This window comes from Luteitalea sp., assembly GCA_009377605.1.
Classification (GTDB): Bacteria; Acidobacteriota; Vicinamibacteria; order Vicinamibacterales; family Vicinamibacteraceae; genus WHTT01.
Window position 1 is genome coordinate 1 of sequence record WHTT01000074.1, and the last position, 25,887, is coordinate 25,887.

At 63.8% G+C, this 25,887-nt stretch carries 19 protein-coding genes and 1 pseudogene; 9 read left to right on the forward strand and 11 right to left on the reverse strand.

Annotated features, from left to right (window positions below):
• Window positions 1-422: 422 nt before the first annotated feature.
• A complete protein-coding gene (locus tag GEV06_21060; GenBank protein ID MPZ20380.1) occupies window positions 423-827 on the forward strand; it encodes a hypothetical protein in 405 nt (134 codons plus the stop codon).
• A gap of 59 nt (window positions 828-886) precedes the next feature.
• Here the strand turns inward: GEV06_21060 and GEV06_21065 are convergent, their stop codons facing one another.
• The 6 genes from GEV06_21065 to GEV06_21090 all read right to left on the reverse strand — a co-directional run bounded on the left by GEV06_21065 (window position 887) and on the right by GEV06_21090 (window position 8,866).
• Complete coding sequence (locus GEV06_21065; GenBank protein ID MPZ20381.1) at window positions 887-1,726, reverse strand: hypothetical protein; 840 nt, start codon at window positions 1,724-1,726, stop codon at window positions 887-889.
• A 104-nt stretch (window positions 1,727-1,830) separates the two neighbouring features.
• Complete coding sequence (locus tag GEV06_21070) at window positions 1,831-2,247, reverse strand: PIN domain-containing protein (protein ID MPZ20382.1); 417 nt, start codon at window positions 2,245-2,247, stop codon at window positions 1,831-1,833.
• On the reverse strand, window positions 2,247-2,474 hold the full coding sequence (locus GEV06_21075) for an AbrB/MazE/SpoVT family DNA-binding domain-containing protein (protein MPZ20383.1): 228 nt from the start codon (window positions 2,472-2,474) through the stop codon (window positions 2,247-2,249). Before GEV06_21075 ends, GEV06_21070 begins: the two co-directional genes overlap by 1 nt.
• 185 nt (window positions 2,475-2,659) lie before the next feature.
• A complete protein-coding gene (locus tag GEV06_21080; protein MPZ20384.1) occupies window positions 2,660-4,138 on the reverse strand; it encodes an arabinose isomerase in 1,479 nt (492 codons plus the stop codon).
• Window positions 4,139-4,273: 135 nt separating this feature from the next.
• Window positions 4,274-7,492, reverse strand: coding sequence for a TonB-dependent receptor plug domain-containing protein (locus GEV06_21085; GenBank protein ID MPZ20385.1), 3,219 nt, complete (start codon window positions 7,490-7,492; stop codon window positions 4,274-4,276).
• A 234-nt stretch (window positions 7,493-7,726) separates the two neighbouring features.
• The gene (locus tag GEV06_21090; protein ID MPZ20386.1) at window positions 7,727-8,866 is read right to left on the reverse strand and encodes a substrate-binding domain-containing protein; all 1,140 of its coding nucleotides are present in this window, start codon (window positions 8,864-8,866) and stop codon (window positions 7,727-7,729) included.
• Between the two features lie 213 nt (window positions 8,867-9,079).
• Between GEV06_21090 and GEV06_21095 the strand changes: the two genes are divergently transcribed.
• Together GEV06_21095 and GEV06_21100 are read left to right on the forward strand one after the other, a co-directional pair.
• Complete coding sequence (locus tag GEV06_21095) at window positions 9,080-10,378, forward strand: MFS transporter (GenBank protein MPZ20387.1); 1,299 nt, start codon at window positions 9,080-9,082, stop codon at window positions 10,376-10,378.
• Window positions 10,371-13,850 carry a hypothetical protein gene (locus GEV06_21100; GenBank protein MPZ20388.1) on the forward strand — a complete coding sequence of 1,160 codons (3,480 nt, stop codon included), beginning with the start codon at window positions 10,371-10,373 and terminating at the stop codon, window positions 13,848-13,850. The genes GEV06_21095 and GEV06_21100 overlap by 8 nt, the downstream gene beginning before the upstream one ends.
• 30 nt (window positions 13,851-13,880) lie before the next feature.
• Here the strand turns inward: GEV06_21100 and GEV06_21105 are convergent, their stop codons facing one another.
• The 3 genes from GEV06_21105 to GEV06_21115 all read right to left on the reverse strand — a co-directional run bounded on the left by GEV06_21105 (window position 13,881) and on the right by GEV06_21115 (window position 15,649).
• Window positions 13,881-14,267: a hypothetical protein gene (locus tag GEV06_21105; GenBank protein ID MPZ20389.1), complete on the reverse strand. Its 387-nt coding sequence runs from the start codon at window positions 14,265-14,267 to the stop codon at window positions 13,881-13,883.
• Between the two features lie 168 nt (window positions 14,268-14,435).
• Complete coding sequence (locus tag GEV06_21110) at window positions 14,436-15,203, reverse strand: DUF1829 domain-containing protein (GenBank protein ID MPZ20390.1); 768 nt, start codon at window positions 15,201-15,203, stop codon at window positions 14,436-14,438.
• Window positions 15,200-15,649 (reverse strand): hypothetical protein, encoded by a 450-nt coding sequence (locus GEV06_21115; GenBank protein ID MPZ20391.1) that lies wholly within the window; start codon window positions 15,647-15,649, stop codon window positions 15,200-15,202. The genes GEV06_21110 and GEV06_21115 overlap by 4 nt, the downstream gene beginning before the upstream one ends.
• A gap of 976 nt (window positions 15,650-16,625) precedes the next feature.
• Here GEV06_21115 and GEV06_21120 point away from each other — a divergent pair.
• Both GEV06_21120 and GEV06_21125 read left to right on the forward strand, forming a co-directional pair.
• Window positions 16,626-18,872 (forward strand): FtsX-like permease family protein, encoded by a 2,247-nt coding sequence (locus GEV06_21120; GenBank protein ID MPZ20392.1) that lies wholly within the window; start codon window positions 16,626-16,628, stop codon window positions 18,870-18,872.
• 259 nt (window positions 18,873-19,131) lie between these two features.
• Window positions 19,132-19,906 (forward strand): annotated as a pseudogene (locus GEV06_21125) (CPBP family intramembrane metalloprotease).
• 26 nt (window positions 19,907-19,932) lie between these two features.
• Here GEV06_21125 and GEV06_21130 read toward each other — a convergent pair.
• Both GEV06_21130 and GEV06_21135 read right to left on the reverse strand, forming a co-directional pair.
• Complete coding sequence (locus GEV06_21130) at window positions 19,933-20,700, reverse strand: response regulator (GenBank protein ID MPZ20393.1); 768 nt, start codon at window positions 20,698-20,700, stop codon at window positions 19,933-19,935.
• Window positions 20,701-20,702: 2 nt separating this feature from the next.
• Entirely contained in the window at window positions 20,703-21,767 is a 1,065-nt protein-coding gene (locus GEV06_21135; GenBank protein MPZ20394.1) for a hypothetical protein, read from the reverse strand.
• On the opposite strand from GEV06_21135, the gene GEV06_21140 reads away from it, so the two are divergent.
• From GEV06_21140 to GEV06_21155, 4 genes are all read left to right on the forward strand, one after another.
• A complete protein-coding gene (locus GEV06_21140) occupies window positions 21,745-22,404 on the forward strand; it encodes an NAD(P)-binding protein (protein ID MPZ20395.1) in 660 nt (219 codons plus the stop codon). The genes GEV06_21135 and GEV06_21140 overlap by 23 nt on opposite strands.
• Complete coding sequence (locus GEV06_21145; GenBank protein ID MPZ20396.1) at window positions 22,391-22,771, forward strand: hypothetical protein; 381 nt, start codon at window positions 22,391-22,393, stop codon at window positions 22,769-22,771. Before GEV06_21140 ends, GEV06_21145 begins: the two co-directional genes overlap by 14 nt.
• Before the next feature lie 95 nt (window positions 22,772-22,866).
• Complete coding sequence (locus GEV06_21150) at window positions 22,867-23,262, forward strand: BlaI/MecI/CopY family transcriptional regulator (GenBank protein MPZ20397.1); 396 nt, start codon at window positions 22,867-22,869, stop codon at window positions 23,260-23,262.
• On the forward strand, window positions 23,259-25,592 hold the full coding sequence (locus GEV06_21155; GenBank protein ID MPZ20398.1) for a hypothetical protein: 2,334 nt from the start codon (window positions 23,259-23,261) through the stop codon (window positions 25,590-25,592). Before GEV06_21150 ends, GEV06_21155 begins: the two co-directional genes overlap by 4 nt.
• The last annotated feature ends 295 nt before the right edge of the window (window positions 25,593-25,887 follow it).

The following is a 25,887-nucleotide window of genomic DNA, read 5'->3' on the forward strand; positions in this document are numbered from 1 at the left end:
TAGGGGACATTTCTATTTCGCTCGCGAGGGGACATTATCACTTCGCTTCAACAGCCAGGCGGGGGTCAACAACAGCCAGGCGGGGGTCAGGCAGGCGTGGGTCAACTGCGGGGGTGCTCGTGCGGGTGCACCGAGCGGTTGGCGCAAACTCTGCGCCAAGCTCGTTCCGGAACGAGTTTATGCAGATACAACATGCGAAACGGCAAAACGATTCCTTCGCGTTCTCTTTTGCCTGGGGGGTCCAATCCGATAACCTATGGCATCTCTCGCTCGCGGTCGTCCTTTGCGATGCCTCCCTGGTGTGCTGGATTCCCGCCAGGCGCACCACGGCGATCAGTCCCGCGGAGGCGCTGCGCACAGAGTAACTCGGGGGTGCCTTGGAGCCCGCCAGGAAAGGAGCAATAAACATGATACCGAGAGCAATGACTCTGAGATCGATGACACGGCGAAGCCTGGTGATGGTCTGCGGCCTCCTGCTGTTCGCAGGGCCGGCGCCCGCGCAGACGGGCGGCGCAGAGGCCGATCCCATCTCCGGGACCTGGATGGATGATGATGGGGGTGGCGCCGGTCTCGAGCTGAAGTTCGACGGCAAGAGCACCGTGTCAGGCACGGTGCTCATCGTCGGTCGAGAACCGGATCAGAATCCGGCGATCGAGACCGGAACGTTCGATGCGAAGACGGGCGCGCTGAAGCTCGAAGGAGAAACCACGGACCCGGATGGCATCACGGTGAAGTACGTCATCGAAGGCACGCTGGAGAAGGACATCCTTGCCGGTACCTTTGCCTTCGGAGAGAGCAAGGGCACGTTCAAGTTTGTGAAGAAGTAGATGGTAGGGCGCGCTCGCCGAGCGCGCCGTGCAGCCAATTCCTCGGGGCAGCCAGGTTCTCACGCTGGCGGCCAGCCACGCGGATCGCGGCCGTATATACGGCGATAGGCCTGCACGAGCGCGGGCGGCGGACGATCCATCGCGTCTTCTCGCGCACTGGCGTTCATCTCGGCGAGCTCAGCGCGGAGACCCGCTATCTCGGCCTCGTGCTCGTGCACCCTTCGCTCGGCGGCGAGCGCTTCAGCGTCCGCCCGCAACGACGAGAAGTCCACCAGGTGGAGCTCGGGAAAGTGATAGATCCAGTCGGCGCCGATTGATCGGAGCCTGGAAAAGATCATTGCGTAGACCGGCGTGAGGTCCGCACGCCCAGCGATCCAGATCGTCCCCATGTAGAACCGCATGCAATCGCCCTCGCGCCATGTGCCGCCGTGCGTGTCACTCAGGTATCTGTCGAGAAAGGCAGAGGCGGCGCGAAACGATCCGATATGCGCGGCGCGTCCGTCACTGATGATGACCTCGTGGTTGTCGGAGAAGACGTCCCACAGACACTGGCCCACCACCTCGGTCACCTCTACATCCTGTTGCACGGGCTGTGCCTGATACTCGCGACCCACCTCGTCCAAGGTTGGCTCTGGCTCGCACGAGTCATCGGCCTTCGGGCCATCGTCATGGGCACTGCGCGCGCGACGCAGTGCCTCGATGTTCCGGTGTATCTGCAAGGTCTCGTCAAACAGGCGTTCGACGGATGGGTGAAAACAGGCCAGCAGCGGTGACCGCTCCCACCCTTCAGGAGCGACTTCTGCGAGCACGTCGGCACCCGCGAGACCGTGCGGAAACAGTCGGTCGAAGAGCGTTCCCAGTTCCGCACCCGCGAGTCGCTCGGTCTGCTTGGTACCCATCGCCCCGTGAATGAATGAAGAAACCGCCAGGCCATTGCCCGGCGCGCCGAAGGATATCGGACGACGATGTCATCGTCCTGCGAGCGAGTCAAGGTGCGGGGAGATCAGGCGGGGGAGACGACTGACCAGTTCTCGAGTGCGAGCCCATCGACGCGTTCGAACTCACCGGTGTTGTTCGTGACCAGGGTGAGGCCGAGGCTGCGTGCGTGCGCTGCAATGAAGAGATCGTTGGCGCCGATCATGGTGCCGCGCTTCTTCAAGTCGGCACGAATGCGCGCGTAGTGCGCTGCAGCCTCGGCAGGGAAGTCCCGTACTTCGACGTGACGAAGGAAAGCCTCGAGGGCGGTCTCATCCTTTGTTCGGCGCGGAGAGATCTCGACGCCAAAAAGCAGCTCAGACTTCGTGATCACCGAGATACAGACATCCGCGATCGGCACTGCCTGCAGCCTGTTCAAGATAGCTTGGCTCGACCGCTTCATGATGTACGAGCACGTGTCCGTGTCCAGCATGTAACGCGCCATCAGTGATCGCGCTCCTGCACAGGCAGATCGTCGACACCCTCCATGAACTCGTCGGAAGCCACCGGGCCGCCCGCGAGGTAGGCATGCCAATCCCGTGGACGGGGCGACAGGATCACATCGTCACCCTCCCGGCGGATGAACACTTCCTGGGTGTCGAACTGGAACTCCTTCGGCAGTCGTACCGCCTGGCTGCGGTTGTTCTTGAAAATCTTTGCGGTTCGTTGCATCCTGTCCTCCAGTCGATGCCGTATACACTAGTATATGCCATCTGCAGACGAACACGGCGGGCTGACGTGACACAGCGCGTGTGGCTGGACCCTTCACGACCAGCTGCGGTTCGAGCTGTAGGTCTTCGCTGCACATGGCACGGCGGAGCCACACGTTGACCACGCGCGCCCGAGGGACCGCTTACTTACGTGGATTCCCGCCCGACGACGGCGGATTCAATGCGTAGGATGCCGGCAATCTTTTGGAGGGTGCTCGCATGATGACCGACGCCGAGGGCGAAATGGTGCGTCGGGCCTTCCGCCACCCAGCGCCTCAGGAACGTCCGGACGTCTGGCCGGAAGAACCCGCGCGTGTTCGTGTTGCCCGTCGGTGGAATCGGGCCGTGCACGCTTTCACCTTCTGCGATGACAAACTTGAAGCGACCGTCACCCGTGATGCCTATGCTCAGCATCGTGATCGGACCCTCTTTGATCTTGAACTCGACACTCGCGCCGGCGCCTGGCTTGCCGTGATACTTCAGCAGACTGCGGAGGACGGGCCTACCTTCGGCGATGTTGATGTGGTGCGGTCCATCGTGACCCACGAGCACGAACCCCTCGTTGAAGTCTATTGGATGGAACTCCGCAAAACTGCCGCCGATGTCCAGCCGATCTTCGATGAGCATGGCGACACACGTCTTGAGGTCCGATTCGCCGCACATGGGGAAGCCCGCCGCCGTCAAAAGGGAGTTCCCCACGATCAGGTTCGTCACCAATCTGCGCGTCAGGCTGTCTTGTTCGCCTTCGTAGTAGTACGCGAGCCCATCCAGCTCGTGCTGGCCCACGAAGCGGTCCAGTGCGACCGCGACCCGCGCGGCAGTATCGAGATCATCGTCGGTCAGCCGGCAGGTGATGGGGTCCGACTTGGGATCCGGTGTGTCGAACACGCGCAGAATCTCTCGTTTCTTCGTGTCGGCGTCGTGATCGGTGACCGATCGCCAGTGGGGCAGCAGGTCGTCTGCCTCGGTCTGCACGACGTGACAACCGAACGCGCCCATGAGCGCCGTCTGATCCGTCTGCATGTCGAGCATGTGCTCGATCGGATGTCCGAAGTGTCCGATTCGCGAGCGCTTCAGATCGTGCAGCACCCGCGCAATCCGGCACCACTCCGCAATCTCTGCGTCAGCCACAGGGTCGTCCTCGAGCGAGCCGAGAATGACCGGCGGCGCCGGTCTGCGCATTCTGAGCGCCACGCCGGTGAACTCCGGCACCGCGCAGAAGTCATCGTTGCACAACTGCATGTACGTCGAGGCAACCGTGTAGTCCATCGCCTTCCTTGGCTGAAGCGCCACCAGAACGATTGGGACGTCTAGGTCGCGGATCAACGCCGCAAAGGTCGCGGAGGTCGCGTAGGTGACCATGTCGCAGAAGATCAAGTCGAGCTGCGCCGCCTGCATCCGATCGCGAACGGCGTACGCGACCTGGGCCCGATCGACCATGCCAAACCCCAACACCTCGACGCCACACGCCCTCACCTTGCCTTCGAATGCCTGCAGCTTCTGATGCAGTTGATCGAGGAGGCCTTCGAACTGCGACCAGTAGGTGTGGTGTCCCACGGCAAACACGCCGACCCGTGCCGTGAGCGGTTTCCGACGCGGGATCAGCCGCGCACCCTGTGCCGACAATCGTTGATCACTTGCGAGGGCCTCCGTGTGCTCGGTCGGTTCCTTCACTCGTACTCCTCGTCGCGCCCGCAAGATTGTTCGCGCGGTCAGGTGAACAGCATCAGTGTTGGTTGTGTCGATGTCGGCCGGCGTTGATCAAAACAGGAGCTTCAGCCCGAGCTGCAGCTCACGCCCTCCGATCCTCGTGCTTCGGATCGCGCCAAACTGCGGCGTGTCCACGTCCCTGTTGGGATCACCAAATGAGGGATGATTGAAGGCGTTGAACGCCTCGACCCGGATCTGTAGCGTTATCTCCCGGCCGGCAACAGCGATACGGTTGTTCTTCATCAGGGTCAGGTCGAACGTCTGGAGCCCCGGTCCTTCGATGACGCTATTGCCGGAGTTGCCGAAGCGGCCGAAGGGATGATTCACGAAGCAGGACGTGTCGAACCAGCGGTCGATGGATCGCGCGTCGCCGTCGAGGTTGCCGTCGCACACCCGATCGGGACGGTTTTGATCTTGCCGTCCCACGTTCGAGGAGACGGTCGACCGCGGCGTCAGCGGGAATCCGGTGTGCGCAAGGAACGTGCCCTGCAAGGACCAGCCAGTTGCGAGCGCGCCAGCGAGCCCGCCGAGGTTGCCGCCGAACGACTTTCCTCTCCCGAACGGGAGCTCATAGATCCACGCGACGGTCATGCGGTGCGTCTGATCGAACTCGAGCCGCGCGTGCTCTGCTGCTCGGTTCCTCGCGTCCTGCGCGTTCGACTGATCGCCGAAGAGCGCCCCGCCCGTCCCCGTGGCCTTCGACCAGGTGTACGCACCCAGCACGGACAGCCCGTGGGAAAATCTCTTGTCGAGCTTGACGTTGAGCGCGTGATATTCGGACCCATCGATCGACTTCACCACGTTGACGTCCGCGACATTCGGGTTGGGACGCCTCGACTGTACTGGAGTCGGCTGCAGCGTATCGGGATCCGGGACTGCTTGATTGACCAGGTCTCGCCCGGTCAGCCCGTGGGCGCTGTTCCCCACATAGGCGACATCGAGGAGCAGGGTCGGCGCGATCTGCCGTTGCACGCCGACGTTCCATTGGTATGTGTAATTCGTACGAAACGCTGGATCGAGTGTGAAGACGTTGGTCGTGGGGGAGACGGCAATGTTACCCGCTTCGTCTCTCACGGCCGGAGCGGGGAACAGCGTGTCGTCCAAGTCAGGAACGTTCGGATCGGACGTCAACGTTTGATCCACCACGAACGGCGGCGACAGTTGAAACGACGTGAACTCTGCGCCCCTCGGTTGCCCGTAGAACACCCCGCCTCCTGCACGCAGCACCGTGCCTGGCCCCAGCGTCCATGCGACGCCTACTCGGGGTGCGAAGTTGTTCCGATCCGGCTCGTGCAGATCATCGATGTCTGTGCCAACTTCAAGGAATGTCCCCGTCGCCGGGTCGAAGATTGCCAGGTCGCTGAATCGTTCTTTGAACGGTGTCTGATATTCGTATCGGAGCCCGAGATTCACGGTGAGGTTTCCTGCCAGCCGGATCTCGTCCTGAATGTAGTATCCCGTGTAGAAATACTTCAGGCTGACTTGACCGTTGCTCTCGGCGAACAGCGTCGCGCGGCCACTCGACACAGCGCCAAGCAGCATGTCCGCAACCGCGTGTCCTGTCTCCGTTGCGCCCGGCTGCGCGGCGAACCGGTTCTCGAACGTCAGGATGCCGTTCGGCGTCACCTGAACCAATCCCGCCGGCCGGTAGTATCGACCGTCGAAGCCGAGCTTGATCGCATGCTTGCCCGCGATCCAGGTGAAGTCGTCAGCCATGCTGTAGACGTGCTGGCGCGCGCCTCCGGGTCCAAAGGGGCTCGCACCGATGTTGCTCAGTCCCACCGTCTCGATCCGTGGCAGACCCAGAGCAAATGACGGCGGGTTCAAATTGTGCAGCCCGAATTCGGTCACCGCGAGATTGCTGTCAGCGAGCGGAAATGTCCCCGTGGTATCGGAGAAGGTCCAGCCGGCCCGGAAGTGGTTCAGCATGCTCTGACTGAACGCATGAAGCTCCTGCACGGTCACGCTGTGAACAGTCGTCGTGTTGATCGATCCGGTGAGCGGCAGGCCTGAGGGCGTCTCGGCGCTGCCGTCGGTGTACGAGTATCGTCCAAACAGCTGCGAGCGGTCGCTGAGATGGTGGTCGACACGGACGTGAAGCTGATCCGAATCGTCCGTTGTCGTGGTGCTCGTCGCATAGTTGAAGCCACCAACTGGCGGCGTGTTCGGCGCAGGGAAGTACTCGAGCGCGGCACTGCCGATCTGGCTGAATCGTTCCGTGGGAATGATATTGCTCGGAAACGGCTGCCTCCTGTTTGTCTCCGGGTTATAAGTCGCCGGATCGAAGATCGGGTCGTCGTCTGAGAAGTCTCCTCGTCGCTGCTCTTCCGTGGGCACACTATGAAAGACGGTTGCATCACGGCGTGTCCTCAACCCTTCGTAGTTTGCCGTGAAGAACGTCCTGTTGCGGAGAATTGGACCGCCAACGACGACGCCAAACTGATTGCGGCTCAACGGGTCGACCGTGGGCGAGAAATAGTCGCGCGCGTCGAACGCGTCGTTCCGCACGAACTCGAAGATGCTCCCGTGGAGCTCGTTCGTGCCGGGTCTCAGCGTCAGATTGATGGCGGCCGGCGTGCGGCCATATTCGGCCGAGAAGCTGTTTTCTTGGATCCGGAACTCCTGGATCGCTTCGACAGATGGACGAAACGCCGGCTTGCCGGGGTCCTCGGTACGTGTGTCGATACCGTCGAAGTAGAACCCGATCTGGTTGGCGCGTTGGCCGTTGATGGCGAGTCCTGTGCTCTGAGACGACCCGGCGAGCTCGGCGACTCCAGGGACGAGCTTGGCGAGGTCGAGAAAGTCTCGTCCATTCAATGGCAGTTCGACAATCTGTCGCTGTCCGATGACCTGAGACACGTCGGCGCTGCGTTGGTTGAGCAGCGGGACAGCCGCGGACACCTCCACCGTGGTTTCCACCTCCCCGAGCTCCATCCGGACGTCATGGGTGACCTGCTGCGCGACCTCCACCTCGAGTCCCCCGACCGCATACGTCTTGAATCCTGCGGTCTCCACACTGAGCGTGTACACGCCGGGCGGAACGCTCGGAAACAGGTATCGACCAGCCGCGTCGCTGGTGGTGGTACGCTCGATGCCGGTCTGTTCGTTCAGCAGAAGCAAGCTGGCGCCAGGCACCGCTGCGCCGGCCGGATCCACGAGCGCTCCTGCCACGCTTCCGTTCGTCCCTTGCGCAAAGGAGACGCTCGCACACGTCACGAGCACGGACAACGCAAGCCCTCCCCCCCAAACCACCAATCGGCGTTTCCTCATGCGCACCTCCCCGTCACGTCGCTCCGGCCGAACGCTTGACGCTCGCGCGCGTATTCACCAACGCGTGTGGGAGCGGTTGTAATGGACGGGTAACGTGTGGGCAACGAGGAAAACGGGTACGGCCAGGTGTCTCGCAGGGCAAGACCCCGGTTGCGCACCTACCTGCTTGTGCGGCCGTCACTGGCTAACGGCCCGCTGTTTTCCGCGCGTTGGAGTGTCTCGAGGCGCGAGACACTAGGGGGCGGCAGCGGTCGACAATGCCTCGGGAAGCAGTCTGTCCAAAGGATACAGCTTGTCGACATTGCCTTTCGTCACGAGCTCGTGCCGAGTGAACATCGCGGGGGGCACCGGTTTCCCGGCGAGGATGGTTTCGGTCAGCCGTATGACTCTGTCCCCATAACGCTCAGGGAAGTACGCCACCGAGCCGATCAGGGGCGTTCCCTTTCGCCGCAGCTCCGCCCGCGCGTCCTGCGACGCGTTCTGCCCCATGACGGCGCACCGCGCGGTGCGCCCCGCTTCCTCGAACGCGCGGATCGCACCCAACGCCATCGGATCATTGCCGGCGAGCACCGCCGTCACCCGTGGTGGCAACAGCCGGAGCCGGCGCCGCACCGTCTCGAACGTCTTCTCGAGCGATCCATTCCCGTCGATCTCGACCGTCTGCGCCTGTTCAGCGGCAGGCAGCGTCTCGTGCAAGCCGGCCAGCATCCCGCTGACTCTGAGTCTTGGGAGAGGGCCCGCGGCTTCCTCCCTGAGGAGCATGACGGCGTCGGCGCGGCCGTTCCAGTTGTCCTTGATCCACCGACCCATCGCTTGTCCGCCGATGAGACCGGCTTGGTAGTTGTTCGCGCCGAAGAAGGTCGCGCCTGGATGTGGGATCTCGATGGCAATCACCGGAATCCCTGCCTCGATGAATCGCGCCGCGACGAGCGGCGCCAGCCGCTCATGACTCTGGAACTCGATCACGAGTTGCACGCCCTCGGTCACCAAGGCTTCGGCATGCCGCAGCGCCGTCCGCGCGCTTCGATGACTGTTGAGCGTCACCAGCTCGAATCCGGCTTCCATCGCCGCGCGCTCGACGCTTTCGGTGACGGCGCGGGAGAACGGGGTATCGATGCCCCGCGTGGCGAATCCGATCCGATATACCGTTCGCGCCGGTCCCCGGATCGCGCTTCGGAAGCCGGCCGCGCCAACACGCTCGACCATCCCTTCGCTCTCGAGCGTTCGCATCAGGCGCGATGCCGTCGCCTTGTGCATCGAGGTGCGCTCAGCGAGGTCCCGAAGGCGCAACACTTCTCCCTCGCGCTGGAACGCCCGCAGCAGGCAACACGCACGCTGGACCGCTTGAACCGCATCGGCGCCCTGTCGAGCCATCGTCAACCTCCGTATCGCGATGAGAGACAGCGTGCCCACGGACGTCGTGCCGCCGAGCCAGAGTCTCCCGGTGCGATCTCAATAAAGAAACGTGAGCGAACGCATTATCTCCGAGATTGACGTGTCTCGCACCACGAGACAGACGGGATCTCGACGGAGGACTGTTGACGTCGCCCGTGGTGCTGCCGCCTAATGCCGCGTCATAGTCGCCCAATGCCGATTCCGCACTTCCGATGGCTGATCGCGATGGTGCTGTTTGCCGCCACGGCTCTCAGCTTCTTCGACCGGCAAGTACTGTCGGTGCTCGCGCCGCCGATCGGCAATGAGCTCGGGATGGACAATGTCGCCTACTCGTGGGTGGTGTTCGCGTTCATCCTCAGCTACAGCGTGATGTTCACCGTCGGCGGGTGGCTCATCGACCGGCTCGGCACCCGCAACGGCCTGGCGCTCTCGGTGGGCCTGTGGAGCGTGGCCAGCCTGCTCCACGGCACGGCGAACAGCACGACGCAGTTGGCGGGCTACCGGTTCTTGCTCGGTGTCGGTGAAGGAGGCTGCTTCCCCGGCGCCGCCAAGGGCGTGGTCGAATGGTTTCCGAAGCGTGAGCGGGCCCTGGCGATGGGCCTGGTCGCCTCTGGAGGCTCCGCAATCGGGGCGGTGGCGGCGCCCCCGCTCATCGTCTGGACGTCGTTTCACATCGGCTGGCGTGGCGCCTTTCTGATGACGGGGCTCATCGGCGGCGTCTGGCTCCTGGCCTGGTTGATCTGCTATTCACGTCCTGAACAATCTCGGTTCCTCTCCGAAGAGGAGCGGCAATACATCGAACAGGATCGCAACGCGCCGTCCCCACGCGACGCGTCGTCGGTCGCGCTCGACCCGCGCGTCCCGTGGAAGGCGCTTCTGAGGCAGCCGGAAGTGTGGGGCCTGATCGGGTCCCGCTTCCTCTTCGATCCGGTCTTCTACTTCTATATGTTCTGGATTCCGCAATACCTCAGTCAGGAGCGCGGTGCCTCGCTCGAGCGAATCGGCGAGCTGACGTGGATACCGTTCCTGACCTTGGGCGTCTCGTCGGTCATCGGCGGCTGGATGTCGGACCGATTGGTCGCGTCCGGTGTTTCGGTGAACGGCGCTCGCAAGGCGATCCTGCTCGCCTCCGCCTTGCTCACACCCATTTCCGTGTTGACGGTGTATGTCGCTGACGTAGAGACCGCCATCGCGCTCATGAGCCTGCTCATGTTCGCGCATGGCTTCTGGATCACCAACTTCATGACGATGATCGGAGATCTCTTTCCGAGTCGTACGGTTGCCACCGTTGTGGGGATGACCGGAACGGCCGGCGGCGTTGGGGGGTTCCTCACCAGCTTGCTCATCGGGAACGTCGTTGAACGAATCTCCTTTACTCCTGTGTTCATTGCCACTGCCGTGATCTATCCGATCTGTGCGTTGGTTCTGTTTCTCGCGATTCGGGACATAAAGCCACTGGACCTGGATCGTGCTGCGGACTCCTATGCATAAGACAGCGAACGTCATCCTCCGAGCGCTGGTTGTGCCTCTCGTGGTCTGTGCTGCTTGTTGGGCGGCGGCCGCCAGCGGCTGGTCGCAAACCGCAGAGAGCGGCGTGACGCGTCTCGCCCGCGGATTCGAAAATCCGCCGCCCGAGGCGCGTCCGCACGTCTACTGGCTCTGGCTGAACGGGTACATCGACCGCGCGACCGCGCTGGAGGAGCTGAAGGCGATGAAGGCCGCCGGCTTCAGCGGCGTGCTCGCGTTCGACATGGGCGCCCGCGGGCCGAAGGAGCTGCAGCCGCCCGCGGGCCCAGCGTTTCTGAGCGCCGACTGGCTCCGCACGTTCCACGAGGTCGTCGGCGCGGCGCGCGACCTCGGTGTGCAGGTCGACTTCTCGGTCATCAACAGTTGGGATCTCGGCGGACCGTGGGTGGAGCCGCGTCACGCCAGCATGGGTCTGTACCCGAGCGAGACGACCATTCAAGGCGGCCGACGCATCGACCTCGTCCTGCCGTTTCCGTACGGATCGGCGTCGGCGCCGAGGGGGGACGAAGGCAAGCCGCTCTTCTGGAAGGATGTGGCGACGGTGGCGCTGCCGACAGCGCGTGTGGCGGGTCACGAGCTCGTGCTGCGGCTGGATCCCGATCGCGTGAACGACCTGCGTGAGGCAGTCTTCGACAACGGCACGGCGAACGCGGAGCCGCCGCTGGCCGACACGATGACGCCTACGCGCGAGGTCGCGCTGGCCGTGTCCTCGTCTGGCGCGCGCGAGCAGGACTTTCAGGAAGTGCTCCGCGTGAGCCTGCCGGCCGCAGCAGGTCCGACGCGGTTCCCGCTGCCAACGGGCACTCGGGCGCGCTACGTGCGCCTCACACTGCTCAGCGGACATGACGCGACGCGACAGCGGTTGACACTCGGCGAGCTCTCGCTGATCGACGAGCGAGGCGAGAACGTTGCCGCCTCGCGACATATCGATCGCCAGCGTCCCGGCGCGCTGATACTGCGCCATTCGACGCCGCTCGGATACGACGCTGAATGGAATCTCGACAACCTCCACGACGGCGACGTGAGCGGTCCCGACGGCCTGTTCGCAACTGCGGGTCTGCCGCCGCTCCGCGTCCGCGACGCGAGCGCGGTGATTGACCTCACGGGGCGCGTAGACGACTCGGGACGGCTGCAGTGGGACGCCCCGGCCGGTGAGTGGACGGTGCTGCGCTATGTCTGTATGAACACCGGCGAGCGCCTGAAGGTGCCCAGCCCGAACTCCGACGGCTGGGCAACCGATCACCTCAATGCCGAGGCGACGCGCGTGTACATGCAGCACGTGGTGTCGCGCCTGAGGGAGACGTTTGGCGATCTGCGCGAGAGCGGCCTTCGCAATCTGTATCTCGCGAGCTATGAAGTCCGTGGACCCGTCTGGTCGCCGACGTTCACCGAAGAGTTCCGGCGACGCCGCGGCTACGACATGACACCGTATTTGCCGCTCGTCTTTGGTGGACGGCTCGACAGTGAGGAGATGACCGAGCGATTCCTCTTCGACTATCGCAAGACGCTCGGCGAGGTGCTGGTCGACGCGTACTACCGCGCGGCGCGGGAGGTTGCGGCAGCGGCCGGTCTCACGATCAAGTCGGAGGCTGGCGGTCCTGGTCCGCCCGTCCACAACGTGCCAGTGGATGCCCTCCTCGCAAACGGCGCGGTCGACGAGATCCAAGGAGAGTTCTGGCCGCGGCGCTGGAACATGGATCCCCTCTGGGTCGTGAAGGAGACAGCCTCGGCGGGCCATATCTACGGGAAGCGGCTGATCCACATGGAAGCGTTCACGTCACACGAAAGTTGGGTCGGCGCGCCGCAGAGTCTGAAAGCCTCGGCTGACCGCGTCTTCACCGAGGGAGGCAACCACATGGTCTGGCACACCTGGTCGCACGCGCCGCCGGAGGGTGGTCAGCCGGGATGGGCGTACTATGCCGGCACGCACATCAACCGAAAGGTGACCTGGTGGCCGAAGGTCAAGCCTTGGGTGGACTATCTGTCGCGCGCATCCTTCCTACTGCAGCAGGGAACGTTCGTGGCCGACGTTCTGTACTACTACGGTGACGGCGGCTATAACTTCGTGGGACCTCGGAGGAACGACCCGTCGCTCGGTCCGGGTTACGACTACGACGTCATCAACACGGACGTGCTCCTCTCATCACTCACCGTCCGAGACGACGGGCGTGTCGCGATCCCGAACGGCACTGACTACGCCGTTCTGGTGCTGCCCGACCGCCGCGAGATGCACCCAGAGGCGCTGGCCAAGGTGGAGCAACTGGTGGCGGCTGGCGCCACGGTGGTTGGTCCCAAGCCTGGACGAGCGGCCGGCTTTGAAGACTATCCCGCCTCGGATCGACGCGTGCGGCAGCTTGCAGACGAGCTCTGGGGATCAGGGGAGCCATCCGCTCGCGGTCGGCGCGCGTACCGCAAAGGGACGGTGATCTGGGGAACACCGCTTCGTGAGATCCTTGCGGCGCTGCGGGTCGCGCCCGACTTCGTGCAACAAGAGCTCGACGGCGAGGGTGGACCATTCGACTTCATCCATCGCCGCGACGGGACCACCGAGATGTACTTCATTCGGAACACGCTCGATCGCGAGGCGTCGACCGTGGTGACGTTTCGCGTTGCTGGACGCCAGCCGGAGCTCTGGGATCCCATGACCGGCGAGCGCCAGACCCAGGCGCTCTACGAGATCGCTGACGATCGGACACGGCTGACGCTGACTCTCCCCGCACACGGCTCGACGTTCGTCATCTTTTCAAGAGCTGTCGAGCAACCGACATGGACGAGTGTGCATCCCACTGCGCAGGTCGTACACATAGACGGGGAGCCAATGCTCGAAGCGGATCGTGCGGGCGACTTCACGTTTGTGGGCGCCACCGGTGAGCGGTCGTCTGTGACGATCGACCCCGTACCGGCGGCCGTGACCATCGACACGGGATGGACGTTGCAGCTCCCCGAGGCGATGGGCATGCCCCGGCAGGTGGCGTTGCCACGTCTGATCTCTTGGACGGATCACGACAACCCCGCTATTCGCTATTTCTCCGGCACTGCGCGGTACAGGGCACGCTTCTCGCTACCGTCCGACTGGGACACGGCGAGCAACAACCCAAAACTCCGCCGCGTGTATCTCGATCTTGGCGCGCTCTGGAGCATCGGCGAGGTGTGGATGAACGACCACTCGCTCGGCATCGTGTGGACCGATCCATTCCGCGTAGACTGCACCGAATCGCTCCGCCCAGGTGAGAACGAGCTCATCGTCGAGGTGACCAACACCTGGCAGAATCGGCTGGTCGGTGACGCGGCGTTGCCACCGGCGCAGCGCGTCACGCGGACGAACGTTGTGACATCGGACGCCACGCCGTGGAGTGAGTTGCAACCGATGCGCTCAGGCCTCTTCGGCCCGGTGACGCTGAGGATCGTCTCACACGCCGCCATTCCTAGGCGCTGATCATGAGCGCGCGCGGCATTGGCAGGACGGCTAGTGCCGATGGCTGTCCGGCATTCCGAGTCGCTGCACCGTCTCGCGCTCGAAATCGAACTCGATCAGCACCGCGGGCTCCGCGCCGACGACCCAGCCGTCGTGCCCCGGCTCGATCGCGACCACCTGGGGCGCCGCGAGATCTAGCGAGCAGCCATCCGGATACTCGATCCTGATCTGCCCACGGGCAAGGAATCCCACGTGCGCATGCATGCAGAGCTCGGTGCCGACCATCGCCTTCATGTGCGTCGACCAGCGGAATCCAGGGGGATAGACCATGCGCTTCACGCGACCGCTGCCGGCGCTGACGACATCGAGCGCGACACCGCCGACATCGCGGTGGTCGGCGCCTCTCATTGGGGCGAGAAGTGGGTCCGTTGGATGCATGTTGGGCCTCCTGTTCGTCCACGATTCCTTGATGTGTTCGTTATGGGCTGAAGCTCCGCGCTGAAGCAATTGCAGCGTCGAAGGCTTGCGGGGGCACTGTCAATGGGTCTCAGGTAAGTGTCTCAGGCCAGAACGACGAGAGCATCGTCCAGTCTGTCGAAGAGTGCGTCACGCAGCCAGTTCTTGCCGCACTGCATCACGACTACCCCACACTACTGGCACGATGTCGTAGCTTCGCAAGGCATCCACGATGGACGTCGAAGGAGAGCGATTCTCGTCATTCAGGAACGCGTAGAATCTGGACGCTGCAGGACGGACCTCCTTCGTGTCGATCCAGGAGAAGGCCAGGGATTCAGCAAGGTCTCGGCTCGGGCGATTGACGGCCCGGATGAGGCGTTCGGACGCTCGGCGTGAAGCGGGCACGACGAAGTCGAATGTGTGGTCGTAGCCGCTTCGACCGGTGAACTTCACATTTGGCGTGAAGCGAATGTCGTGCAGCTCGAGCCACGCGGTGACGTCCTCAAGGAACAGGCTCGCCACGACCGGGACGGCCAGATAGAACAAGTCGTTGACAGCGAGAATGGCTTGAACCAGGTTGTGCTTGCGTGGCGAGAAATCTTGCGGCGTTGCCTTCACGAGCATCGCGTCACCCTCACGTCGTATCCCGAATCCGTTGAGGGTTGAAGTGAGGAGATCCTTACGCTTCGACGTTTCAAGATCACAGCCGGCGGCGCGCAGGTCTTGAATCGTCTCGCCGCCATCGGTAAGCACGAATGCGCCATTGTCTCGGCGAACGTAGATTTGTGTGTAGTCGTTATGCCGGTCGAGGTAGGGAGTGGTGATCTCGACGTACTGGTCATTGACCTCGCGCAAGACACTCTTGTCCCGCACCCACTGCGCGTACTGGTCGAGTAGCCCACGAACTTCGTCGATCACGTGAATAGGCCCCTTCGGATCTCCGGCGGCGCGGTGACATTCACGAACTGCATGAACTCTAACAGGAGCAGCCAAGAATCGCCAGGATTGCTGAACCGGCCCGACGGGAGCGGAACAGCCCAGCGATCGCCATAGCCCTCGCGGTAGAGGTGCAGATGTGGGCACGGAACCTCTTCGTCATCGGGATTGCGGTGAGGAGCTCCGTCGAAATCGAGGCGGGCAAGGATGACCACACTCCTCGCCCTGTTCTGGTAAGTGCCCTTAGTGAGCTTTACCTGGCTCCGGGTGATGTCGAGAAAGAACGACTCGCGTTTGTCTGGACTCTGCAACGGGACACGAACTGCGCCTCCGAGGCTCGGGTACTCATGAATGCTGTCGTCTATCCTATGCTTCTCCATCGCCAAGAGCGCATCCGCGTCGGATTGCGTGAGGTTGATGTCTGCCATGTCGTCTCCTAGCCCTCGCAGAACCCCTCGCACGATGCCCCTTCGAAGGGCCACGATTCTTTCCCGTTCCGTGCCACGCCCAACTTGGCTTCACAGAAGCATACTCCCACGGTTTGGCATCACATCGAACGGCAGTAGCGCCTACGCCACTGTGACGATCGGCCTGGCACTAGCCTCGTCTGCGCCCACGAAGCATTGCGGCCACAGTCCGCGAAAATGCTCTCTGAGGTCCGCGTCAGATGCGACGGTCTTCCTATTGGCGCTAACCGGCCCGCTGATGTGGCGACCAGTATCAAGTGCGTCAGCCGGTCCCTCATCGCATCGGAGGTTGTCGGGTATCCCAACTCTGTGACGAGTTGACCAACGTCGTCCGCATCACCAATAACCGCGTTTCGGATGTCCGCGCCAGCCAACTTCATATCCATGATGAGCGTTCAATTCGCCTGACGGCCTGACGGCGCGCCGACTCGGCGAGCCCGGCGCCGTGTCCGCCTTTGGGACGAGGCTGTTCGGCAGCGCACAAGAGAACGGTGGCCTTTCGTCTACGGTCCCAAGAGACCGTGTGCACGTCTAGATGGTACGGTACGTGCTTTGTCGAGGTCTCAAGAACTCGAGGACTCGTCGCAACTGCGACGACTCGCTTCTCGGTTGGTGGTGCTCTTCCGGAAGGGCCACCTTCGGCACCACGCTGGTTCGCGAGGGAGGGCCAGATGAAGAAGCGCTACCAGGGTAGCCGGGGACTGGCGTGGCTCGAGGATCTCGCACGCGACATGCGATACGGCATGCGGACGCTCGCGAACGCACCGCGCTACGCGGCCGTGGCGATCCTGACGCTCGCGCTCGGGATTGGGGCGACGACAGCGCTCTTCACTGCTGTCCGGGACGTGCTGTCGCGAAGCCTGCCGGTCGAACGCCCAGAGGAACTGATCGAGCTGGGGTGCGTCAACCCGCTAGCCGACCCTAGCGACGCAGGCCGTTGCAACACCTCCTTTGCCGGAGTCAACATGTATGGCGCCGATCGAGACGTCGTTGCAGGCGCCTTCGCGTTTGCACCCATCGACGACATAGGCTTGTCGTATCGCGGTGTCTCCGAGATCGCGCACGGTATGCTCACGTCCGGCGAGACGTACGGCGTGCTCGGCGTTGTCCATACCTCGGGCGGCTGTTGGTCCGTGCGGACGACCGCACCGGAGCGCCGCTGGTCGCCGTGTTGAGCCATGCTTACTGGCAGCGGCAGTTCGGGGGCGACGCCGCCATCATCGGACAGTCGATCCGGCTAAACCAACAACCTGCCACCATTGTCGGCGTGACGCCGCCGGCGTTTCGCGGGCTGACCCTTGGCGATGAGGCCGATGTCACCGTGCCACTTGCCAGCGCGGACCTGTTTCGCGGGCGCGGCACGATTGGCAACCGGAACAACTGGTGGCTCCGCGTCATGATCAGGCGGAAGCCGGATGTCACGATGGCGCGTGTGAAGCAGACGCTGGAGCCGGTGTTCCACCGCACGGTTGACGAGATGCTTGCATCAGCGCCGCCGCAGTTCGCGCGAGGCATTCGAGAGTTTGCCGGCCAACTGCGCTTTGACGTGCGCTCGGCGGCTACGGGGTCGGCATCGGCGTTCCGGCAGTCGCTGGATCGGCCGCTGCGGATACTGATGGGGACAGTCGTCATCTTCCTCCTGATTGCCTGCGCGAACCTGGCAGGGCTGATCGCCTCGCGCACGATGAGCCGTAGCCGAGGGCTCAGCCTCAGGCTCGCGCTCGGCGCAACGCGCTCGCGACTGGTTCGGCAGACGCTCGCCGAAAGCGTGTTGCTCGCTGCCATTGGAGGTGCGCTGGGTCTGGTCGTCGCGCAGTGGGTGGGCCCCGCCTTCGTCCAACTTCTCGCTGGCGACGCGGGCCTCCTCGCCGTTGATCTGCGGCCAGACGGCTGGGTGCTCACGTTTGTTGGGTCGGTGTCGGTCCTGACAGGTGTCGTCGCCGGGATGGGCGCGCTCGTGCGTGCGGCGCGAACCGACCCGCAGGAGGCGCTGAAGAAGACCAAGGGGCAAGTCCGGAATTCGCTATGGGGAAGGGTACTGTTGGCCGGGCAGTTTGCTCTGAGCGTGATGCTGCTGATGGGCGCAGCGCTCTTTCTGCAGACACTCGCGAACTACCGCGGTTTGAATCCTGGATTCGCCGTCGAAGGACGCATCGTCGCGAGCGTCGCGCCGCGCCTCGCGGGGTACGACGAGGACAAGCTGCTCCCGTATCTCAACGGCATCGTCGAACGGCTGGAAGCGGTGCCGGGCGTGCAGTCCGTGACGTTCTCGGGGTCTACGCTAGGCAGCCTGGACGCTACGACACTCGTGGAATTGCCCGGCTTCGAGGCGGCGCCAGCGGAAGCGCGGGAGACCGGCCGGAATTCGGTTGGGCCGCGATTTATCGAAACCGCCGGGCTCCGCCTGCTGCACGGACGAGGCATAGGAGCCAACGATACTCCGACGTCCGAGCGTGTCGCGCTGGTGAACCAGACATTCGCGCGCCACTTCTTCGGCACATCGAATGCGGTCGGCCAGCGGTTTCGGCTCATTGGTCAGCGGACGGCCCACACGATTGTCGGGGTCATCCGGGATGCACGCGACCGGGGCGTGACGGAGCCGTCTCAACGCATGGTTTACGAGGCGTTCTCGCAGAGTCCAGATATGAGGCCAGCGATCACGGTTCGGAGCACACCAGACCTGGCGAACCCGGTGCCCGCCGTTGAGCACGTCATTCAGCAGAGCGATCCTGCTGTACCGGTTCGCGGCGTTCGGCTGCTTGCAGCCGACATGGACGCGCGACTGCGTCGAGAACGTGTGCTCAGCCTCCTGACCACCTCGTTCGCCGCGCTGGCGCTGCTACTCGTGGCCATAGGTCTCTATGGCACGCTCAGTGGCATCGTGGTGCGCCGGACGTCAGAGATTGGCATCCGCATGGCGCTCGGATCCACTGGGAGCCGCGTAATATGGCTGGTGACGCGCGGCACGCTGGGATTCGTCATCTGCGGCCTCGCCGCCGGGATTGCCGGAGCGTTTGCGCTCACCCGCCTGATTCAGAGTCAGCTCTATGAGGTGTCGGCATCCGATCCAAAGATTGTCGCCGTCGCCCTTACCGTGCTCATGACTGTGGCTCTTTGCGCCGCCGTCCCGCCGGCACGGCGGGCGTCACGCGTCGATCCGATTGCGGCGCTGCGCGAAGAATGATGTGGGCGAGCGCCTGCCCGACGTCCCTGGACGTATCGTAAATGGACGGATGAGAAGGCGCAAATGTTCAGTGCGGGTGGGCGATGTCAGCGCGATTCCCGGGGCGTATCCACGGAGGCGAGTTGGCATGATGTAGTGTCACTTGGTCGCGTCTGTCCCATTGCGCAACGAGTAGCGTGAGTAACGAGCCAAGCTTGGTTATCGTCGCACTGATTGCCATACCAAGTCGCCCACGCGGGCGGGAAAGGATGCCGCGCGCGTGCCGCTGACAACGGCGGTGTGGATACTGATCTTCCTCGCCGCGCTGTCGTTGTGGTGGCCACCGCTACGCCTGGTCAGCATCGCCCTCTTCAGCGGCGGATATCTTCTGGCGCTTAATGCGAGCTTGCTCGACTGGCGCGCCGTCGCCATCCTCGTTGTGCTGCTCGCGTCGGCCTATGGGATTGCTCCGCAGCGTGCCAGGCCGTGGCGCATCGCCGCCCATGTCCTGTTCATCACGGTCGCGTTGGGACTCGGCTTCCATCTGCTGCCCGGCTTCGACAATCCGCAGGTGATTGGACCGCTACAGCTCACGCCGGATGCGGTGCCGTTCACGATGTACCTCAATCTCGACAAGCCACTGGCCGGGTACTGGCTGCTGATCGCCTGGCCGGCGCTTTGCCTCCGCCGCAGCGGCTGGCGTGGCCTGGCATGCGGTTCGTCGATTGGTGTCGTCACGGCGCTGGTTTGTCTTGGTCTGGGACTTGGGTTGGGCAAGCTCGCCTTCGCGCCGAAATGGCCCGACGTCGCATGGCTATGGGCGCTCAACAATCTGCTGCTTGTGTGCATGACAGAGGAAGCGCTGTTCCGCGGCTATCTGCAGGAAGCACTGAGCCGCCGGCTTACCAAACACCTACACGGCGAAGCGTTCGCCATTGGCATTGCGGCCACGCTCTTTGGACTGGCGCACGCCGCAGGCGGCAGCGGTGCTCGCGCATTTCAGCCTGAACCTGGTGCATTTCACGCTCTTCACTTATCCGATGCTGGCGAGTTGAGAGCCCACTGGGGAGCTATTGATACCTTAACCGAGACCAAACACTTGGCGAACCCGAGCGCGATAACTGCGGCCGGACGTGAGACGCACGCCATTCTTGAGACGAATCACGTACTGTCCAGACGTCAACGGTTCGACCTCTTCCACACGATCGATGCGCACGATCCGTGACCGATGGACGCGGAGAAAGACACGCGGGTCGAGGCGAAGCTCGAAGCGGTTCATGGTCTCGCGCAAGAAGAACGAGCGTCCTCCGGTGAATAGCTCGACATAGTTCGCCCTCGCGAGCGCGTAATCGATCTCTTCAGTCGCGATGAGGCGCATGCGCGGCCCGACCGGGACCGCCAGACGGGCCAGACAATCGCTCGCGGGCAGCGCTGCTTCTACCGTGCCGGTCTCGGCCGGACCCTGCACCACGCGCGTCTTCAGGAGCTGCCGCCGGGCGCGTATCAGTGCACGATGCAGACGTTCGGCCGCAACCGGCTTCAGGAGATAGTCGATGGCCTGCGCGTCGAACGCGCGCACGGCATGCTCCGGATACGCGGTCACGAAAATGATCAGCGGGCGCTCTGCCGGAGGCAGATAGTCGAATAGGTCGAAGCCATCGCCACCGGGCATCTGAATGTCCAAGAGGACGATGTTCGGGTGGAGGCTGCTGGCGGCGAGCGCGGCCTCCTCTGCGGTCGCGCACTCACCGACGACTTCCAAATCACGCTCCTCCCGTAACAACCGCTTCAGCCGCGCCCTCGCCAGCGGCTCGTCATCCACGATGAGCGTTCGAAGAAGCGGCAGCATGATCAACTATACGCAGGCTGCAGGTTCGGCCGGTCCGGAATGGTCAGACGTGCCGTCGTGCCACCCGGGTCGGTCGTCAGTGTGAGTTGAACGCCCTTTCCGTACAGGCATTCCAGCCGCGCCCGTGTGTTCGCCAGCCCAATGCCGCGGTTACCCTTCGTCGGTGGCGTCCCTGCTCCATCGTCAGTCACTTCGAGCACGAGACATCCGTCGCGGCGGTACGCTGCGACACACACATGAGTGGGCGTGATACGCGGCGCCACCGCGTATCGGATGGCGTTCTCGACCAGCGGCTGCAGGATCAGGTGTGGGACAGGCGCATGGAGGGTATTCCTCTCGACGTTCCAAGCCAGTTGGAGGCGGTCTCCTAGGCGCATGTGCTCAATCTCCACGTAGTGGCGTAGGAGGCGGAGCTCTTCGCGGAGTGGAATCTGCTGTCCGCCTGCGGTATCGAGGCTGTGATGAAGCAGCTCGCTCAGCCGCACGAGCATGCGCTCGGCAGCCTGTGGATCTTGATGGACCAGCTCCGCGATTGAGTTGAGCGAATTGAACAGAAAGTGCGGGTTGAGCTGGGCTGCAAGCGCCTGCAGGCGCGCCTGCGCGAGATGGCCTCGAAGCTCTGAAGCCTGCCGCTCCCGCTGGTGAGCGCGCTCGGCGAAGAGCAGTGCGTGCGCGACGCCCACGAGCACCCATCCGAAGAAAAAGTTGCTGAACAGGCTCTGCAGGAGCACCGCGCCGAACGAGGGGAGCTCATCGTACCAGCGAATCCAGTCGTTCAGCACGAAATGTGTGATGGCCCGAACGACAATGATCGAGAGAACTGCGCCCGCGTGAATCGAAATCGACATGGCAAGCCGACCCCGCTCGATCGGATAGCGCTGGACCAACCAGAACGCCGCCATCGTCAGCGGTACCCAGGTCCAGGAGCTGCCGAGGCCGTAGGTCAACGCGACCTCCCAGCTGCCGAACCTGTCACCCAGGCTGCGTACCTCGGTGGCGAGCACGAGGCCATTCAACGTCCACCAGACCGGCAGCCCGATCCACATGACCCAGGCGCGAGAGAGCATCTGGCGCTCACGATACTTCGGTGATCGTGACCGTGCAAGACAGGAAGGTGACGATGGTCTCAGGATCGCGACGCTTTGTCCCAGCTTGATTGGTCAGCGTCTCGGGAGCCGGCCATGCTGGCTGATCGCCGGCCACCGACCATTCCCTGAAGTGCCGAGCTTGCCTGCCGCCCGTCACGGTCTCAATGACGTCTGTGCCACCGTGTGGACAGTTCGTCCCAGCACGTTTGTGGCTGGCGCGGCGGCTACGGATACTGCCGGCGGATTCGATGGAGAGCCAAACCAGGACGATGACGTTGAGATCTGTTGCCAAGGGACTGCATTTCGAGAGCCCCGAAACAAGTTTCGGGTTCTCAAAGGTTCTAGCCCTATGAAGGTCTTGATTGGCGGTGGTGGGATCGGCGGGCTAGTCACCGCGCTCTATCTGCACGAGGCTGGGATCGACTGCACGGTGTTCGAGCAAAGCGACATCACTGGCGAGCTCGGCGTCGGCATCAACCTCTTGCCACACGCGATCACGAAGTCGTGTGGAGGATCTCCTGCCGTACCTGGAGCTCTTCTCGCTGCCCCACGTCGACCTGAAGGGCCTGGTTGGCGCCACGCCGGAGTTCTACGAACTTCCAATGTGCGACCGTGACCCGCTGCCATTCTGGAGCGATGAGCGGGTGACTCTCCTCGGTGACGCCGCCCATCCAATGTATCCGGTGGGCTCGAATGGGGCAGGGCAAGCCGTCCTGGATGCGGCCGGTCTGGTCGGTCATCTCAGGCAGCACCGCGACCCGGTGACCGCGCTGCGCGCCTACCAGGACGACCGGCCGGCGACGGCAGAGATCGTGCGGATGAACCGCGCCGGTGGACCGGAACGTGTGATCGACGAGGTGGAGCGCCGGGCACCCGACGGGTTCGACCGTATCGACGACGTCGTCAAGATCAACGAGCTGAAGTCGATCGTGAAGGGATACGCGAAGGTGTCCCGCTTTGCCCTCGAGCAGGTCAATCGTTAGGGGAAAGCCGCACGCGATTCCCTTGACACGCGGCCCCGCACGCGAATATATTCGCGCAGGGCGAAAAAATTCGCCGCAGACGCCTGCGGAGCCGTATGCCGAAGCTGACCACCGTCGACCTCACCCGCCGCGAAAGCCAGATCATGGAGATCCTGTATCGCCGCCGCCGCGCGACGGTCGAGGGGATCCGATCCGAGCTGCCGGATGCGCCGAGCCCCTCCAGTGTGCGCAAGTTGCTGGACATCATGATCGAGCGTGGCCTTCTTGCCCGCGAGTACGACGGTCCGCGCTATGTGTACTTTCCCGCCGTGAGGCCTGAAGAAGCGAGCCGATCTGCACTGAAACAACTGGTGCGGACGTTCTTCGACAACTCACCCGGATCGGCGATTGCGGCGCTGCTCGACATGACGTCGACGCCGCTGTCGGCCGCCGAGTATCGACGCCTGAGCAGCATGCTGAAACGCGTCCGCACACAGGGAGATGAGTCATGAGCCCCTTCTTTCTCGATCCCGCCATGTCCGCCGCTCTCTGGATCACCATCAAAGCGTCGGCGCTGCTGGGTGTCGCCGCAATCGTGCAGGGCGTCATGTACCGGCGGACGTCCGCCGCGACACGCCACCTGGTGTGGACGCTTGCCATTGTCGGTGTGCTACTGCTTCCGATCCTGTCGATCGCGCTGCCGGAATGGGCGGTCGTGATTCGCCCGGCGTCGGCGAAAGCTGCAGACCGAGCGCCGGTCGTGGATCCTGTCCAGGAACCAGCAGGCCTGGCACGCGCGTCAGCGCCTCTTGCCGCAAGACCCCAGTCCGAGCCCGTTGCGCCGCCGGCCGTCAGCATTTCGTGGCCCACCGTGATTACCAGCGTGTACGCAGCGGGCGTGCTCCTCATGCTGATGCATCTCGCGATGCAACGGTGGAGCGTCCGGCGGCTCGCGCGTCTGGCGAGCGACGTGGGGGATCGGGAATGGACACGGCTCCTGAGTGAGTGCGCGTCCACCATGGGCGTCCTGCGCCCGCTCCGGCTGCTTCGAAGTCGCGAGCGCAGCATGCCGATGGCCTTCGGCACACGCCGTCCGACAATTCTGATGCCTGCCATGGCCGACACGTGGCCGGAGGACAGACGACGAGCGGTGGTCCTTCATGAGGTGGCGCACGTCGCGCGGTACGACTGCTTCACGCAGACGCTGGCGTTTGCGGCGTGCACGATGTACTGGTTCCATCCGGCTGCGTGGTGGGTGGCGCGGCGGCTGCGCATCGAGCGAGAGCTGGCCTGTGACGATCGCGTGATTGCGGCGGGCACCCCGGCGCGCGAATACGCCAGCCACCTGCTCGAGATCGCGTACGCGTTCGACAGATATCGGGCTCCGGCCCTTGCGGTGAGCATGGCGCGTCCGCGTCAGCTCGAAGGTCGAATGCTTGCCGTGCTCGATGCCGCGCGCAACCGGCGTGTTCCCGCGCCGCGCGTGCGTCTCGCCGGGACGGCGATGGCGGCGGCAGTGCTGCTTCCGCTGGCGAGTGCCACGGCAACGGTTGACGCAGCGGATCCGCAAACGGATCGCATTCCCGCTGCGGCTGCTCCGTCGCCGGCTCCGAAGCAGGACCGGGTGATCGGTCCGCATTTGAAGGCTGTGGAATGGCCGCTGGCGGAGTCTGCGCAGCGCATTGCGCGTGCTGCCGCGGCAGCGATGCGTGTCCCCCAGGACACGTTGCCCGGCACGTGGGAGATCCGTCAAACCGACACGACAGGCACGGTCCATCTGCGACTCGTGGAAGGGAATTCCTCCTCCAGCTCGAACATTTCCATCGAGCAGCTGGAAGGGCTCACGGCCGCGCAGCTCGCGGATGCGGACGGATCCGTTCAGTTCCGGTTGCGGCGCGACGCAGGCACGTTCACGTTCGAAGGCATCCTGCGACGTGGCGTCGGCGCCGGCACGTTCTCATTCATGCCTGACCCGAGCTTCCCTGCGGAGCTGGCGAAGCGCGGCTTTGCCAGGCCGGACGCGCGCGAGCAGTACCAGATGGCGCGACACGACGTGGGGTACGCGTTTCTGGACGAGTTGAACACGCAGGGGTACGCGAAGCCGGAGACCGCTGAGCTCGTTCGTGCCGGCCAGCACGGCGTGGACGTCACCTATGTGAAAGACCTGGGCGCGCTCGGCTACCGGCTCGGCTCCCTCGCGCCATTGATCGAGCTCAGGGACCACGGCGTCACGCCTACCTTCATCCGTGGGCTGGCGGACCAAGGGTACGAGGGGCTGTCGGCCGATGATCTTCGGCAGGCACGCGATCACGGCGTCACACCGGAGTACGTGCGGGCGATGCGCGACGCCGGCTACGGCTCCGAAACGATGGACGAGTTGATCAACGCCAGGGACCATGGGGTCAGTGCGGAATTCGTTCGTGAGCTCGCTGACGCCGGTCACCGCAAATTGCCACTCGACCAGCTGATTGGCGTGCGCGATCACGGCGTGTCCCCGGAGTTCGTGCGGGAGATGCGCCAGCTCGGATATGCACTTCCGACCACTGAGCTCATTCGGGCGCGCGACCACGGCGTGAACGTCGACTTCGTGCGCGAGCTGACCGCGCTCGGCTACCGCCGCCTCCCGATGGATTCGCTGGTTCGCCTTCGTGATCACGGCGTGACGCCGAAGTACGTGCAGGAACTAACGGCGCTCGGGTACGAGCGTGTGGCGATCGACGATCTGGTGATGCTACGCGACCACGGTCTGACGCCTGACCGCATCCGCACCGCGACCGCGCGCGCTGGCACCCGCTTGCCGATCGACCTGCTCAAGTCGCTCGCGGACGGCGGGATGCGCTAGCCCACTAGCACGACCGCGCGGTCGAGGGCCATGAGCCTTCACGCCGCAGACCCGAGCTTGTGCAGCCTGCGCGCGTTGTCGGCGAGGATCATGCGAGCATACGTGACCGCCTCGTCTCCCGTCAGCACGCCCTCATCGACCAGCACCGCCAGCCCGCCGGAGCCCCTCGATCTGCCGCAGCCACCCGTCCAGCTGGTTCCAACTGGCAAAAATGCGGCTCACCACTTTTCCTCAACACTCTGATTCGGCGCCAAGATGACATCTATTCAGTCACCGACGGGCGTCATGCGGCAGC

Bases quoted from the DNA above. Each gene is read 5' to 3' on its own strand.
- GEV06_21105 (MPZ20389.1), bottom strand. From the start codon at position 14,267: ATGCATCCAACGGACCCACTTCTCGCCCCAATGAGAGGCGCCGACCAC.
- GEV06_21145 (MPZ20396.1), top strand. From the start codon at position 22,391: ATGTGCGACCGTGACCCGCTGCCATTCTGGAGCGATGAGCGGGTGACT.
- GEV06_21150 (MPZ20397.1), top strand. From the start codon at position 22,867: ATGCCGAAGCTGACCACCGTCGACCTCACCCGCCGCGAAAGCCAGATC.
- GEV06_21070 (MPZ20382.1), bottom strand. From the start codon at position 2,247: ATGGCGCGTTACATGCTGGACACGGACACGTGCTCGTACATCATGAAG.
- GEV06_21115 (MPZ20391.1), bottom strand. From the start codon at position 15,649: ATGGCAGACATCAACCTCACGCAATCCGACGCGGATGCGCTCTTGGCG.
- GEV06_21085 (MPZ20385.1), bottom strand. From the start codon at position 7,492: ATGAGGAAACGCCGATTGGTGGTTTGGGGGGGAGGGCTTGCGTTGTCC.
- GEV06_21090 (MPZ20386.1), bottom strand. From the start codon at position 8,866: ATGGCTCGACAGGGCGCCGATGCGGTTCAAGCGGTCCAGCGTGCGTGT.
- GEV06_21155 (MPZ20398.1), top strand. From the start codon at position 23,259: ATGAGCCCCTTCTTTCTCGATCCCGCCATGTCCGCCGCTCTCTGGATC.
- GEV06_21060 (MPZ20380.1), top strand. From the start codon at position 423: ATGACTCTGAGATCGATGACACGGCGAAGCCTGGTGATGGTCTGCGGC.
- GEV06_21135 (MPZ20394.1), bottom strand. From the start codon at position 21,767: ATGCTCTCTCGCGCCTGGGTCATGTGGATCGGGCTGCCGGTCTGGTGG.
- GEV06_21140 (MPZ20395.1), top strand. From the start codon at position 21,745: ATGACCCAGGCGCGAGAGAGCATCTGGCGCTCACGATACTTCGGTGAT.
- GEV06_21100 (MPZ20388.1), top strand. From the start codon at position 10,371: ATGCATAAGACAGCGAACGTCATCCTCCGAGCGCTGGTTGTGCCTCTC.
- GEV06_21130 (MPZ20393.1), bottom strand. From the start codon at position 20,700: ATGCTGCCGCTTCTTCGAACGCTCATCGTGGATGACGAGCCGCTGGCG.
- GEV06_21075 (MPZ20383.1), bottom strand. From the start codon at position 2,474: ATGCAACGAACCGCAAAGATTTTCAAGAACAACCGCAGCCAGGCGGTA.
- GEV06_21095 (MPZ20387.1), top strand. From the start codon at position 9,080: ATGCCGATTCCGCACTTCCGATGGCTGATCGCGATGGTGCTGTTTGCC.
- GEV06_21065 (MPZ20381.1), bottom strand. From the start codon at position 1,726: ATGGGTACCAAGCAGACCGAGCGACTCGCGGGTGCGGAACTGGGAACG.